Below are 14,045 nucleotides of genomic sequence, written 5' to 3'. Positions count from 1 at the left end.
GCATCCGCGTGAGCGGATCAAATCAAAGCTCCGGATAGATCGGGAAACGATCGCACAACGCCTCGACCCGCGCCTTGACGTCGGCTTCGATCTTGCCGTTGCCCTCGGGGCCGTTCTTGGCGAGGCCGTCGAGCACATCGGCGATCATGTCGGCGATGTCGCGGAATTCGGCCGGGCCGAAGCCGCGTGTCGTACCGGCCGGCGAGCCGACCCGGATGCCGCTCGTCTTGACCGGCGGCAGCGGATCGTTGGGAACGCCGTTCTTGTTGCAGGTGATGCTCGCGCGTTCGAGCGCTTCGTCGGCATCGCGGCCGGTGACGCCGATCGGGCGCAGGTCGACCAGCGCGAGATGGGTGTCGGTGCCGCCCGACACGAGATCGGCGCCGCGTTCCTTGAGGCGCGCGGCGAGCACCTTGGCGTTCTCGACCACTGCCGCCGCGTAAGCCTTGAAGTCGGGCTGCAACGCCTCGCCGAACGCGACCGCCTTGGCGGCGATGACGTGCATCAGCGGGCCGCCTTGAAGACCGGGGAACACCGCCGAGTTGATTTTCTTCGCGATCGCCTCGTCATTGGTCAGGATCATGCCGCCGCGCGGGCCGCGGAGCGTCTTGTGAGTCGTGGTGGTGACGACATGGGCATGGCCGAACGGGGTGGGGTGGACTCCACCCGCCACCAGGCCCGCGAAATGCGCCATGTCGACCATGAACAGCGCCCCGACCTCGTCGGCGATGGCGCGGAAGCGGGCGAAGTCGATGTGGCGCGGATAGGCCGAACCGCCGGTGATGATCAGCGTCGGCTTGTGCTCGCGGGCCAGCGCCTCGACCTGGTCGAAGTCGATACGGTGATCGTCGGGGCGCACGCCATATTGCACCGCGTTATACCATTTGCCCGACATCGCGGCCTTGGCACCGTGGGTGAGGTGGCCGCCGGCATCGAGGCTGAGCCCCATGATGGTGTCGCCAGGCTTGGTCAGCGCCAGCATCACCGCGCCATTGGCTTGCGCGCCCGAATGCGGCTGGACGTTGACGAAGCCGCAGTCGAACAGCTGCTTGGCGCGGTCTATCGCCAGCTGCTCGACCACGTCCGAGGGGTGGCAGCCTTGGTAATAGCGCTTGCCCGGATAGCCCTCGGCATATTTGTTGGTGAATACCGAGCCCTGCGCCTCGAGCACCGCCTTGGAGACGATGTTCTCCGATGCGATCAGCTCGATCTGCTTCTTCTCGCGCGTGATTTCCTGCTGGAGGCCGCCAAACACCGCCGGATCCGCTTGGGCGAGACCGCGCGTGAAGAAGCCGTCGGGCTGGACGTCCGAAAGGGTGGCGGCGGGCTTGCTGCTCATGCGGGTTCCTTATGGAAACGGGGGTGGGTGAGTTTGTCGACGCGGCGGGCGTGGCGATCGCCCCCGAACGGTGTCGACAGGAAGGCGGAGGCACAGGCCTTGGCCTGCTCGATGCCGATCAGCCGCGCGCCGAGCGCGATGACATTGGCATCGTTATGCTCGCGTGCGAGCCTGGCCGACAGCACTTCGGACACCAGCGCGCAGCGCGCCGCCGGATGGCGGTTCACCGCGATCGATATGCCTATGCCGGAACCGCATAGGGCGATGCCCTTGGTCGCTTCGCCCGCGGCGATCGCCTCGGCGAGCCGATAGCCATAATCGGGATAGTCGACCGATGCCGTGCTGTCGGGGCCGAGATCGCGAACCTCATGGCCTTCTTCGCGAAGCCACAGGACGAGCGCGGCCTTCAAGTCGAACGCGGCATGATCGGATGCGATGGCAACGATTTCGGCCATATATCCTGTCCAGTGCTGACGAGTCGGGTGCTGGCCGGTCTCTAGGGATGATAGCCGGTTATCGCAATGCCGAGCTCCATCATAATGGGCGCCGCCATCTTTGCTGTTGACCTCGCCCGCGATGACCTCTTGAAGCGGTGGCAGTCGCGCGCAGGGAGTTGACCCGATGAATATCCGCACATCTGCCTGTCTTGGCGCAAGCCTCGCCGCGGTCCTCCTGCTGGCTGCGTGCGCCAAGGGCGAGGATGCCCATCCGATCGACAATGTCGCCGAGACCGGCAACGTCGCCGCCGACGAGATGATCGACGACGTCGATCCGACGGTCAACAGCGCCGCCACGGCGCTGCCCACCGATGCCTGGGTCGGCAAGTGGATCGGGGTCGAGGGGCTGATGCTCGATATCCAGCCGGCCGGAGAGCACGGCCATTACATCTTGAGCGTGACGCTGCTCGACGGCACCAACAGCTATGACGGCACCGCGGATGGCGACATGATCCGCTTCACCCGCAATGGCCGGCCCGAGAGCATCCGCGCGGCGACCGGCGACGAGACCAGGCTGAAATGGTTGGCGGGCAAGCAGAACTGCCTGATGATCCAGCAGGGCGAGGGCTTCTGCCGCGACGAGGCCGTAACGCCGCCGTCCACTCGGCCCTGAACAGCTCAGCCTTGAAATGGCCGGTTTTGGGCGTTAGGGCGCGGCGATGACCAAGCCCGCTCCCCTGATGACCGCCAAGGAGTTTGCCGATCGCGCGCGTCTGATCGTGGAGACGATGCACGGCCATGCGGCGCACCGCGCGATCGATTTGCTGACGAACGATGTGCTGCGCGGCCTCGGCTATGGCGAGGGAATAGAGATTTTCGAGGCGATGGTGGGGCATTGGCACAATGCCGATGCCGCCTATCCTCACGGCGGCCGTTGCCCCGATTGCGAAGGCGAAGCCGAGGCCCGCGCAGCCGCCTGAGAGCTGCCGGCGGGTCTTCTCGATTCGAAAGCAAGCGCCGGGAGGCGTCCCGGCGTCATAGGTGCCAGATGATCGCACAGGCAATATGTGCGAAAGGTATCGGCGATGACGTTGACGATCGATGATCCGCGGTGGGAAGCGGTGCTGGCGCGGGACGCGCGGGCAGATGGCTTCGTATATTCGGTGGCGACGACGGGCGTCTATTGTCGCCCGGCCTGTGGCGCACGGACGCCCAATCGGCGCAATGTCGCCTTTCATGCCGATGCGGCTGCGGCCGAGGCTGCCGGGTTCAGGCCCTGCAAGCGCTGCCGGCCCAACGAGGCGCCGCTTGCCGAGCGCCAGGCCGCCTTGGTCGCGACGGCATGCCGCCATATCGAGCAGGCCGAGGAGGCGTTGTCGCTCGACGAACTCGCCGCCGGGGCAGGGCTCAGCCCGCACCATTTCCACCGCCTGTTCCGCAGCGTCACCGGCCTGACGCCGAAAGGCTATGCCGATGCCGAACGGGCGCGGAAAGTCCGCGCGGCGCTGGGGAACGGCACGCAGGTGACCGAGGCGCTCTACGAGGCGGGTTTCGGATCGAGCGGGCGCTTCTACGCTGCTGCCGATGCTGCCCTGGGCATGCTTCCCGCGGCCTATCGCAAGGGCGGCGCCGCCACCGAGATCCGTTATGGAATCGGCGCATCTTCGCTCGGCCGGGTGCTTGCGGCGGAAAGCGAGCGAGGGATTTGCGCCATCCTGATCGGTGACGATGACGACGCGCTGGTTGGGGATCTCGGACGGCGCTTCGCCAATGCCCGGATGATCGCCGCCGATATCGCCTTCCAGGAGAAGGTCGCGCATGTGGTGGCGATGATCGAGGAACCGGCACAAGGGCTGGCGCTGCCGCTCGACATTCGCGGGACCGCTTTCCAGCGCCGCGTGTGGCAGGCGCTCCAGGCGATTCCGGCCGGCGAGACCCGCAGCTATGCCGAGCTTGCCAAAGCTGTCGGCGATCCCGCTGCGGTCCGCGCCGTCGCCGGCGCCTGCGCCGCCAACCATCTCGCGGTGGCGGTGCCGTGTCACCGGGTGGTGCGTGGCGATGGTTCGATTTCAGGCTATCGCTGGGGCGTCGAGCGCAAGCGGGCGCTGTTGGCGCGCGAGGCGCGGGGGTAAGGCCCACTTCGCGCCAGGGAAGGCAAGACAATGAAGCGCGATTGTCCGGATGGCGTTCCGGTCGGTTGCCCGATATGGCCGCCGCATGAACGCCACTGCTCCATCGCCGGGCCTGCCGCTGCGCCATCTGCTGCTGGCGCTCGCGGTCGTTGTCGTGTGGGGCACCAATTTCGTGGTGATCCGGATCGGGCTCGACGAGCTGCCGCCCTTGCTGTTCGCGACGCTGCGTTTCTGCTTCGCGCTGCTACCGGCCCTGTTCATCCGCAAGCCGGCGGTTTCGTGGAAGGCGCTGGCCGCCTATGGAGTGCTGATCGGCTTCGGCCAGTTCGGCATGATCTATATCGCGATGAACGGCCATATCTCGCCGGGCCTCGCCTCGCTGGTGGTGCAGAGCCAGGTGTTCTTCACCATCGGCCTGGCGATGGCCTTCACCGGCGAAAAGGTCCGGCCGTTCCAGCTCGTGGCGCTGGTGATGGCGACGATCGGCATCGCGATCATCATCCTGCATGGGGACAGCAGCGCTACCCCGCTGGGCCTCGGGCTGGTGCTGCTCGCCGCGATGGGCTGGGCCGGCGGCAATCATGTCGCCAAGGCGAGCGGCGCCACCAACATGCTTTCCTTCGTGGTCTGGGCGAGCCTGTTCTCGATCCCGCCGCTGTTTATGGGCTCGCTGCTGATGGAGGGATGGCCAGCGATCAGCGCTGCGGTCAACCATGCGGGGCCGGAAGCCTGGGCGGCAGTGCTGTGGCAGTCGATCGGCAACACTCTGTTTGGTTATGCAGCCTGGGGCTGGCTGCTGTCGCGCCATCCGGCCGCGACGATCACGCCGACGGCGATGCTGGTGCCGGTATTCGGCATGGGCGCCTCGGCGCTGCTGCTGGGAGAGTCGCTGCCTGCGTGGAAGCTGGTGGCTGCGGCGCTGGTGATCGGCGGATTGGCCATCAACGTCCTCTGGCCGCTCGCAGGGCAGCTCCCCGGATATCCATGGCGGCGCGGCGCGGCGAGCTAGCTTTAGGGTGGTGAGGTAGTTTGCCCAACCCGGTTATTGAAAATCGACTCTCGCCTCTTCTGGCGTCAGTTTGGCTAACCAAATACGAGCGCTGCTCCGGTTTTCAGCGACGTTTTGCATCCCCGTATCAGGCATACTAGACCGAACGCCTCGCCGACGGGGATGACGCTCGATGATCCTAGCCACACTTCTTTTGGCAGAAATTGTCTCGCAGTCTCAGCCTTTGAACATATTCGAAGAACGCTACTCGGCGGAGTCGAAGAATCGGTATGAAGCCTATGTGATGTGCTTCGCCCGAGGAGCTTATGATCGTCGTCAAGACGCCGGTTCGCCGGAAGCTCATATGAAAGCCGCACAAGCTGTGTGCGGAAAGGAGTATGACAGCTTCGTCGAGAGTGTCGTCAAGGACTCTGAGAGCTCATCAGACGCAGCTTCGGCGGCTGTCAAAGCTCGCTCTCTTCTGGATGCGATGGATGCGCGGGCGCTCATAGGCCCTCCAGCCCCAACCGTGCTCGCGCAATTGCCGGTTGAACGGCTCACAGGAGATTGGCGATTGGGAAGCGGGCCGCTCGCTATCGATATGAGAGTCAGTTTCAGAGAAGATGGGTCACTGTTCGGCATTTTGAAGTCGGATTTTGATAAATGGGCTGGCGGCCTAAATAGTTGGCGAGTCACCAGTGACGGAACGAAAAATGCCACGTTCCATGCATATTTCGCAGGTAAGAAAGAGGTGAGGTACGACCGTATCCCATCATCACCATCTGAAATGAACTTCATCAACGCGGCAGATCCATCTATTCAACGCTTCGATCTTGTAATGGAAGACAACGACCTGCTCATTAGGTGGGTATGGCCGCCGCAGATAAGCCGAGCACTGGTCTATTACTCCGGATCAAGATCGAAAGGGCGGGGGGGCAGATTCTACTTGCAATGTAGGATTTGATTTTGTTCACTCTATGTTCTATTCTCGAGCGCGGAGACTCGCATGGTTTACTATCGATATGCCGGAATCAAATCGCTGCCTGGGGCTGACGGCAAGATGCCTAGGCCGTTTCGCGTCGATGAGAATTGGAACGTCATCTATCTCGACGAGGAGCGAGATGAGGCAAAGCTCACAGGTCGGAATTCCGGCAAGCAGAATCGCGCGGGAATCGCGAGTTGGGACGAATTGGATCGCAAGCGCGATGAGGAGCTTGAGTCCATCAGGCGTCTTGGAGAGGAAAAGCCCATTCAACTTGCCGAACTCGGCAATTCGAATTGGAATGAGTATGAGGCGATGCGCGCGCAAGGCGAGCGAGATGGGCGAGTTTTGAAAGAGGCAGCCAAGGCAGGTGGCAATTTCTTTCGTAATTACGGAGATATGAGGGATGCTAACACGATCGGCGCGGACAAATACTTTCATTGCAAAGCCAACTGCGAAGCATCGTCGCTAGGTGAAACAGGAGAGGCTGTCGCGCGAACGATAAGCAATGGGCGAGAAATCGTGGACCAGCGTATCAAAGGTGACCCTAGGTCCGCCTCTCTCGCGGATCAACGGGCGAACGTGGCAGGCCGGAGTGCGGGACGGCGCATTCGCGAAGGGGGTTCGGGAGCGCATCAATGTACTGCGGCATGTGATCATTTTAGGCCCAACGGTCTGAACAAGAGATACTGAGATGAGACGAAGGGTGGCTGTCCTTGTGATAATAGTGGCAACGCTGTCAGCCATTTTTGCCGTTCGCTCCCTCAAGAATTTCCTCGATGTCGATGCGTGTTTGGATCGAGGCGGCGCATGGGACAAGCAGGCTTCAATCTGCGTGGGCACTCCCACAACACACGACCGATAACGTCGAGCGGGGTTAGCGAGACTGACCCGAGGATGAGTTTCCATAACCCCAATTTGAAACTACCTCACTACCAGCTTTAGTGCATCCTTGACTCCTCCCTTGTTGAAGGGAGTATAAGAACAAAACAAGAACCATGGATGAGTCGCGGATCTTATTGGCCGCCCTGAGATCGCGCATCTGTGCGATCGAGGGGCCGAAGCCCCCGGAAGCCACGCTGTTTGCGTTGGGCGCCGAGCCGCTCGACGCGCAATTGGGGGGTGGTTTGCCGTGCGGCAAGCTGCACGAGCTGTTCGCTGCCGAGCCGGACGATCGCGCGGCTCTGGCCGGGACCGCGCTGATGCTGGCGATACGACGGGGGGAAGGGCCGTTGCTCTGGCTGCGGCAGGATGGAGCGGTGCGTGCCGGTGGGGCACTTTACGGGCCGGGGCTCGCCGATCTCGGCCTGGATCCGTCTCGGCTGATCGAGATCGTCGCGCCGGACGAGGCGGCGCTGCTGCGCGCCGCGGGCGATGCGGTGCGCTGTGCCGATGTCTCGGCGGTGCTGATCGAGCCCTGGAAGGCGGCACGCGGCTTCGATCTGACGGTGAGCCGGCGGCTCGCGGTCGCGGCCGAGAAATCAGGGGTGACCGTGCTGCTGCTGCGCGCCGAGGCCGAGCCGGTCCCGAGCGCCGCCTATAGCCGTTGGCGGGTGCGATCGTTGGCGTCGGCGGCGCTCGAGGCCGGTGCGCCTGGCCATCCGGCGATCGAGATCGAGTTGTTGCGGCATCGCGGGGGACTGGCTGGGGTACGCGCCTGTCTGGAGTGGAATCGTGACGAGCATGTCTTCCGGGAAGCGACGCTATCTGGCGCTGTGCTTCCCCTTCCTGCCGGCCGATCGGCTGGCGCGGGCAATCCGGACGGGAGCGGTCCAGCCCGGCTTTCCGCCTGATGCCCCGTTCGCTTTGGTGGAGAAGCAGAAGGGTGCGATGCGGCTGGCCGCCGTCAGCCGGGCTGCACTGGCGCTCGGGCTGGCGCCCGGCCTCAGCCTGGCCGACGCGCGGGCGCGGATGCCCGATCTCGGCGTCGTCGATATCGATATGCGCGCCGATGGCGAATGGATCGAGCGGATCGCCGACGGCTGCGATCGCTACACGCCGATGGTGGCACTCGATCCGCCCGACGGGCTGATCCTTGATATCAGCGGCTGCGCGCATCTGTTCGGCGGCGAGGCGGGATTGCGCGAGGACCTGGTGGCGCGGCTGCAGCGGCTCGGCATGCATGTCCGCAGCGCGCTCGCCGACACCCCCGATGCGGCGCATGCGCTGGCGCATTATCCCGCCGAGGCGACGGCCATGCTGCCCGTCGAAGCCCTGGGCCTCGAGGCCGGGGAGGCGATGGCACTGCGCCGCGCCGGGCTCAAGCGCCTCGCCGATCTCAGCGCTCGGCCGTCGCAGCTGCTGTCGGCGCGCTTTGGGGAAGACGCTGCCGACCGGCTCGACAGGATCTCGGGCGGGCGCGACATCCGCATTACCGCGCGGCGTCCGCAAGCGGCGCTCGTGCTCGAACGGCGTTTCGCCGAGCCGATCGGTCATGTCGATCCCGCACTGGCCGCGATCGAGGCGCTGGCCCAGCAGGCGGCGCGGCGAATGGAGGAGGGGCATCGCGGCGGGCGGCGCTTCGAGGCGCAGCTGTTCCGCACCGACGGGCTGGTGCGCAGCCTGCGGATCGAGACCGGACTGCCGGTACGCGATGTCCCGCTGCTGATGCGGTTGTTCAACGAGCGGCTGGAGACGCTGTCCGATCCGGTCGATCCCGGTTTCGGCTTCGATCTGGTGCGGCTGTCGGTGCCGCTGTTCGAACCGTTGGCACCGCTCCAGCTGCCGCTCGAAGGCGGGGCGATCGCCGAGGGGGAGCTGGCCCAGCTGCTCGATCGGCTGTCGACCCGGCTCGGACGCAACCGCGTGCGGCGGTTTGCGCCGCGCGACAGCCATATTCCCGAGCAGGCGGTGCTGGCCTTTCCCGCGATCGGGGAAGCGCCGCCCGGCGGCTGGCCGTCGCCCGAGCCCGGCGAGCCGCCGCTGCGGCCCACCCATTTGTTCGATCCACCCCAGCCGATCGAGGTCCTCGCCTCTGTGCCGGACGGCCCGCCGCGCCAGTTCCGCTGGCGGCAGCGGCTGCACGACATCGTCCTGGCCGAAGGGCCGGAGCGAATTGGGGCGCTGTGGTGGCGCCGGGCCGACAATGCTGGGATGGCGCGCGACTATTACCGGGTCGAGGACAGGCAGGGCCGCCGCTTCTGGCTGTTCCGCCACGGCCTCTACGGCCGCGAGGCGAAGATCCCGACCTGGTATATCCACGGCCTGTTCGCATGACCGAGGCCGCCACCTTCGCCGAACTGGTCGCGGCGACCAACTTCTCCTTCCTGCGCGGCGCTTCGGCGGCCGAGGACATGGTCTCCGCTTCGATCGCGGCGGGCCATGCCGGCATCGGCATCGCCGACCGCAACACGGTGGCCGGCGTGGTGCGCGCCTGGAAGGCGCTGCGCACGGCGCGCGCCAATCTGGCGGCGGAGGGCGGGGCCGATATCGACTTCAGGCTGGTGGCCGGCGCGCGGCTGGTCTTTGCCGACGGGACGCCGGACATCGTTGCCTATCCCGCGACCCGGCGCGGGTGGGGGCGGCTGACCCTGCTCCTCACCACCGGTAATCGCCGCGCGATCAAGGGCGATTGCGTCCTCTATCTGGGCGACCTGCTCGATCATCTCGATGATCTGCTGCTGATCGTGATGCCGGCGGGGCAGGGGCTGAAGCTCGGGGATGTCGGCGCAAGGCTGCATCCGAAATGGCAGGGGCCGCTGGCTCCTGCGTCGTTTCTTCTCCCATTTTCGTCATCCCAGCGAAGGCTGGGATCCATGTCTCTTGCGGCAGGAGGGAAGGTTGAGAGCTCACCTCCCAGACTATCCCTAGTGAAGACAGACATGGACCCCAGCCTTCAGCCTCTGGCTGAAGTTTATCCTGAGCGCCTGCCTTGCAGGCAGTCGAAGGGCTGGGGTGACGGTCTGGGGAGAGTATTATCGATCCTCAACCATGCCGCGCCCGGACGCGTCTGGCTGGGCCTCGCCACATCCTATTCCGGTCCCGACCGCCGCCGCATCGCCAGGCACGCCAAGCTGGCGCGCGATATCGGCATCCCGCTGATCGCCACCAACGATGTCCTTTACGCCACCGCCGAGCAGCGCCCGCTCCACGATGTCGTCACCTGCATCCGTCTTGGCCTCAGGCTCGACGAGGCGGGAACCCGCCTCGCCGCCAATGGCGAGCGCCACATCAAGCCCATGGCCGAGATGGCGCGGCTGTTCAGACATTATCCGGAGGCGCTTGCCGAAAGCCTGCGACTGCTCGAACGAGTCCAGTTCGACCTCGGCCAGCTCCGCTATGAATATCCGCATGAGCCGGTTCCGTCCGGTTGGACGCCCCAGGCCTGGCTCGAGCATCTCGTCGCCGAAGGGGTGCGCGAACGCTATGGCGAGGATCCGGCGCCCGAGGTCGCCGAGCTGGTGGAAACCGAACTCAAGCTCGTCCGCCAGGCCAAATATGCCTATTATTTCCTGACGGTCCACGATGTCGTGAAGTTCGCGCGGAGCAAGGGCATCCTCTGCCAGGGGCGGGGATCGGCCGCCAATTCGGTGATCTGCTATGTGCTCGGCATCACCTCGGTCGATCCGGTCAAGCACAAGCTGCTCTTCTCGCGCTTCATTTCCGAGGATCGCAACGAGCCGCCGGATATCGACGTCGATTTCGAGCATGAGCGGCGCGAAGAAGTGATGCAGCATATCTATGCGCGCTACGGCCGCCATCGCGCCGGCATAGCCTCGACCGTGATCCACTATCGGCCGCGCAGCGCGGTGCGCGAGATCGGCAAGGTGCTGGGGCTGAGCGAGGATGTCACCACGAAGCTGACCTCGACGATTTGGGGCAGCTTCTCCTCGAAGATGGAGGAGAAGCGTTTCCACGAGACCGGCTTCGATATCGGCAATGTCGAGATCGCGCGGCTCAACATGCTGGTCGAGCAACTGCTGACCTTTCCCCGCCATCTGTCGCAGCATGTCGGCGGCTTCGTGCTGACCGAGGACCGGCTCGATGAGACCGTGCCGATCCACAATGGTGCAATGGACGAGCGCACCTTCATCGAATGGGACAAGGACGATATCGACGCCCTGCAGCTGATGAAGGTCGACGTGCTGGCGCTGGGCATGCTGACCTGCATCCGCAAGGCGTTCGACCTGATCGATACGCATCTCGGCAAGCGCTATGCGCTGCACAGGATCCCCGAGGACCAGGCCGATGTTTATGACATGCTGTGTACCGGCGACAGCATCGGCGTCTTCCAGGTCGAGAGCCGTGCCCAGATCAACATGCTGCCGCGGCTACGGCCCCGCACGCTCTATGACCTGGCGGTACAGGTGGCGATCGTGCGGCCGGGGCCGATCCAGGGCGGCATGGTCCATCCCTATCTCAAGCGCCGCAAGGAGCAGCGCGAAGGCCGGCTGAACATCGATTATCCCAGGCCTCACTTGGATCATGGCAATGCTGACGAACTGGAGGATGTGCTCGGCAAGACGCTGGGCGTGCCGCTGTTCCAGGAACAGGCGATGAAGCTGGCGATCGTCGCGGCGAAATTCAGCGACGCCGAGGCCAACCAGTTGCGCCGCGCCATGGCCACGTTCCGCAACGCCGGTGGCATGCCGAAGTTCAAGACCAAGATGGTCGAGGGCATGGTCGGCCGAGGCTATCCGCGCGACTTCGCCGAGCGCTGCTTCACGCAGATCGAGGGCTTCGGCAGCTATGGCTTCCCCGAAAGCCATGCCCAGTCCTTCGCGCTGCTGGTCTATGCCTCATCCTATATAAAATGCCGCTATCCGGCAGTGTTCGCCTGCGCTTTGCTCAACTCGCAGCCGATGGGCTTCTACGCTCCCGCGCAGATCGTCCGCGATGCCCGCGAACATGGCGTCGAGGTGCGCGCGATCGACATCAATGCGAGCGACTGGGACAACAGCCTCGAGCTGGCGCGCGATGGAGCCCTCGCGCTCAGGATCGGCCTGCGCCAAATCGATGGCTTCCGCCAGGCTTGGGCCGAGGCGATCGGCAAAGCCCGCGCCGGTGGGCGCTTCGATACTATCGAGCAGCTTGCCCGGCGCGCATCGCTGCCGCGCCGGGCGCTACACCTGCTGGCCGATGCCGATGCGTTTCGTTCGATCGGGTTCGACCGCCGCACTGCGCTGTGGGAGGTGCGGCGCACCCCTGATGGCGAACTGCCGCTGTTCGCTGCCGTCAAGGCGCGCGAGCTTGGCGAGGAGCCCGATGCGATGCTGCCGGTCATGCCGATGTCCGAGCATGTCGCCGCCGATTACCAGCTGACCCGGCTGTCGCTCAAAGGCCATCCGATGGAGTTCCTGCGCGAGGGTTTCCGGCGCGAGGGCGTGCTGAGCTGCCGCGAGGCAAGCGCGGCGCGCAACGGGGTGAAGGCGCGCGTCGCCGGTGTCGTCCTGGTCCGCCAGCGGCCGGGGGAGGGCAAGGCGATCTTCATCACGCTGGAGGATGAGACCGGGATCACCAATGTCCTGATGTGGGCGCGGCTGTTCGAGATGCAGCGGCATGCGGTGATGGCGTCGCGGCTGATGGTGGTCGAGGGCGAGATCCAGCGCAGCCCCGAGGGCGTCGTCCACCTGATGGCGTCGCGCGTCCATGATCGCACCGCCGAGCTCAGTCGGCTGTCCGAGGATCATAGCCCCACCATCACGCTGGCACGCGCCGATGAGTTCGAGCACCCTCAGGCGCCGCGCAACCATGTCGAACGCGGCAGCCACCCGCGCGATGTGCGCATCCTGCCCCGGTCGCGCGATTTCCATTGAACGACCGGCGGGTCTACTTGCTCTCGAACAGGTCCCTTGGCCGCAGTTCGGCGCGCAGACCCTCCGGGCTTTGCAGCCAGCGCAGCGACCCCCGGTCCGCGTCGAGCGTCGCCCTCCAGAACGCCACCGTCGCGGCGATCACGGTCTCCCGGATGTAGGGTGTAGGTTCGCCATTGAGCATCGTGTGGATGATCTGGCCCGCGAACATCTCATGGGTGGCGCCCTGCAAGACCAGCAGATATTTTTCGCCGGCCGGCATGAACCGAAACGGTTCCTGGCGCTGTCGCGCGGTGATCGGCGTGACGAAGGGAATCGCATCCTCTGTGCCTGTTATCGACAGAAAGGGGATGTGAACCGTCGAAAAAGCCACTTCGGGAGATCCGCTGAGCGGCGGCGAAGGGCTCAGCGCCACGGCGGCGCGGACTCTCGGATCGCCGAGAGGGGGCTCGATGGCGGCGGAAAAGCGCTGCCCGGCGATCGCCTGCACCGTCTGCGCGCCGAAGCTGTGGCCCGCCACGCCGATTCGGCTGAGATCGATCCGGTCGAGGTCGCATCGGTCCTGCGCCTTGCGCCGGCCGAGCTCGCTGATCACGAACTGGATGTCGCGCACTCGTGAAATCAGCTGCTCGCCGTTCAGCGCCGACCGGAAGCCCGGCTTGCCGAAGATTGCGCTGTCGGTGCCGCGATGCTGGATGTTGATCACCGCAAAGCCCGCTTCGGCCCAGCCATGCGCCCAGATCGCTCCCGCATCGAGCGATCCGCCGAGACCATGGCTGAACAGGATCACTCCGACCTTGCCTCCACCCCCGGGCATGCGGATCCGCACCGGCACCGGACGGCTCCGCACCGCATCGAGCCAGACGCCTTCGCACAAGGTGATCGGTAACGCAGCGTGTCCAACGCCCGGCCCGAGCAACGAAGCGAGCAGGGCAATGGTAAAGCCTATTAGCCGCATATCGGCGGCTATGTGGCCGATTCCATCGGGTGAGACCATAACGCAAATGAAAATAAGAGGTCCCTTCCGATTGCACGGGACAGGCTTCCCGATGATGCTCTGACCGGCTAACGCTTCCGTGAAACTCCGGAGGATCAAAATGAAGACCCGTGCCGCTGTCGCCTTTGAAGCGAAGAAACCCCTGGAAATCGTCGAAGTGGACCTTGAGGGGCCGAAGGCTGGGGAGGTTCTGGTCGAGATCATGGCGACGGGCATCTGCCACACCGACGCCTATACGCTTGACGGCTTCGACAGCGAGGGCATCTTCCCCTCGATCCTCGGCCATGAAGGCGCCGGCATCGTGCGCGAGGTCGGCGCCGGCGTCACCTCGGTGAAGCCGGGCGATCATGTCATCCCGCTCTACACCCCCGAATGCCGCCAGTGTAAGTCGTGCCTTTCGGGCAAGACCAACCTGTGC

General features: G+C 64.9%; 13 protein-coding genes. 10 read left to right on the top strand and 3 right to left on the bottom strand.

Annotated elements, in window-relative coordinates; all coding sequences use genetic code 11:
• Positions 1-22 precede the first annotated feature (22 nt).
• Together glyA and rpiB are read right to left on the bottom strand one after the other, a co-directional pair.
• On the bottom strand, positions 23-1,339 hold the full coding sequence (gene glyA, locus AC1DQK_RS14735) for a serine hydroxymethyltransferase (RefSeq protein ID WP_477871804.1): 1,317 nt from the start codon (positions 1,337-1,339) through the stop codon (positions 23-25).
• Positions 1,336-1,794, bottom strand: a complete 459-nt coding sequence (gene rpiB / locus AC1DQK_RS14730) for a ribose 5-phosphate isomerase B (protein WP_477871802.1) — start codon at positions 1,792-1,794, stop codon at positions 1,336-1,338. Before rpiB ends, glyA begins: the two co-directional genes overlap by 4 nt.
• A gap of 166 nt (positions 1,795-1,960) precedes the next feature.
• On the opposite strand from rpiB, the gene AC1DQK_RS14725 reads away from it, so the two are divergent.
• The 9 genes from AC1DQK_RS14725 to AC1DQK_RS14685 all read left to right on the top strand — a co-directional run bounded on the left by AC1DQK_RS14725 (position 1,961) and on the right by AC1DQK_RS14685 (position 12,633).
• Entirely contained in the window at positions 1,961-2,449 is a 489-nt protein-coding gene (locus AC1DQK_RS14725) for a hypothetical protein (RefSeq protein ID WP_477871800.1), read from the top strand.
• Positions 2,450-2,495: 46 nt separating this feature from the next.
• On the top strand, positions 2,496-2,756 hold the full coding sequence (locus AC1DQK_RS14720) for a hypothetical protein (RefSeq protein ID WP_477871798.1): 261 nt from the start codon (positions 2,496-2,498) through the stop codon (positions 2,754-2,756).
• A gap of 105 nt (positions 2,757-2,861) precedes the next feature.
• Complete coding sequence (ada, locus tag AC1DQK_RS14715; RefSeq protein ID WP_477871796.1) at positions 2,862-3,908, top strand: bifunctional DNA-binding transcriptional regulator/O6-methylguanine-DNA methyltransferase Ada; 1,047 nt, start codon at positions 2,862-2,864, stop codon at positions 3,906-3,908.
• 85 nt (positions 3,909-3,993) lie between these two features.
• Positions 3,994-4,917: an EamA family transporter gene (locus tag AC1DQK_RS14710; protein ID WP_477871794.1), complete on the top strand. Its 924-nt coding sequence runs from the start codon at positions 3,994-3,996 to the stop codon at positions 4,915-4,917.
• Between the two features lie 172 nt (positions 4,918-5,089).
• Positions 5,090-5,860 carry a hypothetical protein gene (locus AC1DQK_RS14705; RefSeq protein WP_477871792.1) on the top strand — a complete coding sequence of 257 codons (771 nt, stop codon included), beginning with the start codon at positions 5,090-5,092 and terminating at the stop codon, positions 5,858-5,860.
• A 42-nt stretch (positions 5,861-5,902) separates the two neighbouring features.
• Entirely contained in the window at positions 5,903-6,571 is a 669-nt protein-coding gene (locus tag AC1DQK_RS14700) for a hypothetical protein (protein WP_477871790.1), read from the top strand.
• 326 nt (positions 6,572-6,897) lie between these two features.
• The gene (locus AC1DQK_RS14695; RefSeq protein WP_477871788.1) at positions 6,898-7,671 is read left to right on the top strand and encodes an ImuA family protein; all 774 of its coding nucleotides are present in this window, start codon (positions 6,898-6,900) and stop codon (positions 7,669-7,671) included.
• Complete coding sequence (locus tag AC1DQK_RS14690) at positions 7,562-9,094, top strand: Y-family DNA polymerase (RefSeq protein WP_477871786.1); 1,533 nt, start codon at positions 7,562-7,564, stop codon at positions 9,092-9,094. Before AC1DQK_RS14695 ends, AC1DQK_RS14690 begins: the two co-directional genes overlap by 110 nt.
• A complete protein-coding gene (locus AC1DQK_RS14685) occupies positions 9,091-12,633 on the top strand; it encodes an error-prone DNA polymerase (RefSeq protein WP_477871784.1) in 3,543 nt (1,180 codons plus the stop codon). Before AC1DQK_RS14690 ends, AC1DQK_RS14685 begins: the two co-directional genes overlap by 4 nt.
• 13 nt (positions 12,634-12,646) lie before the next feature.
• Here the strand turns inward: AC1DQK_RS14685 and AC1DQK_RS14680 are convergent, their stop codons facing one another.
• Positions 12,647-13,588: an alpha/beta hydrolase family protein gene (locus tag AC1DQK_RS14680; protein ID WP_477871782.1), complete on the bottom strand. Its 942-nt coding sequence runs from the start codon at positions 13,586-13,588 to the stop codon at positions 12,647-12,649.
• Between the two features lie 139 nt (positions 13,589-13,727).
• Here AC1DQK_RS14680 and AC1DQK_RS14675 point away from each other — a divergent pair.
• Positions 13,728-14,045: alcohol dehydrogenase catalytic domain-containing protein (locus AC1DQK_RS14675; RefSeq protein WP_477871780.1), on the top strand; the 318-nt coding region annotated here is incomplete at its 3' end.

It is taken from the genome of Rhizorhabdus sp. P4_G5 (assembly GCF_056401065.1).
The sequence above is the reverse complement of the archived record's forward strand: the minus strand, read 5'-3'. Positions and strand labels throughout refer to the sequence as shown.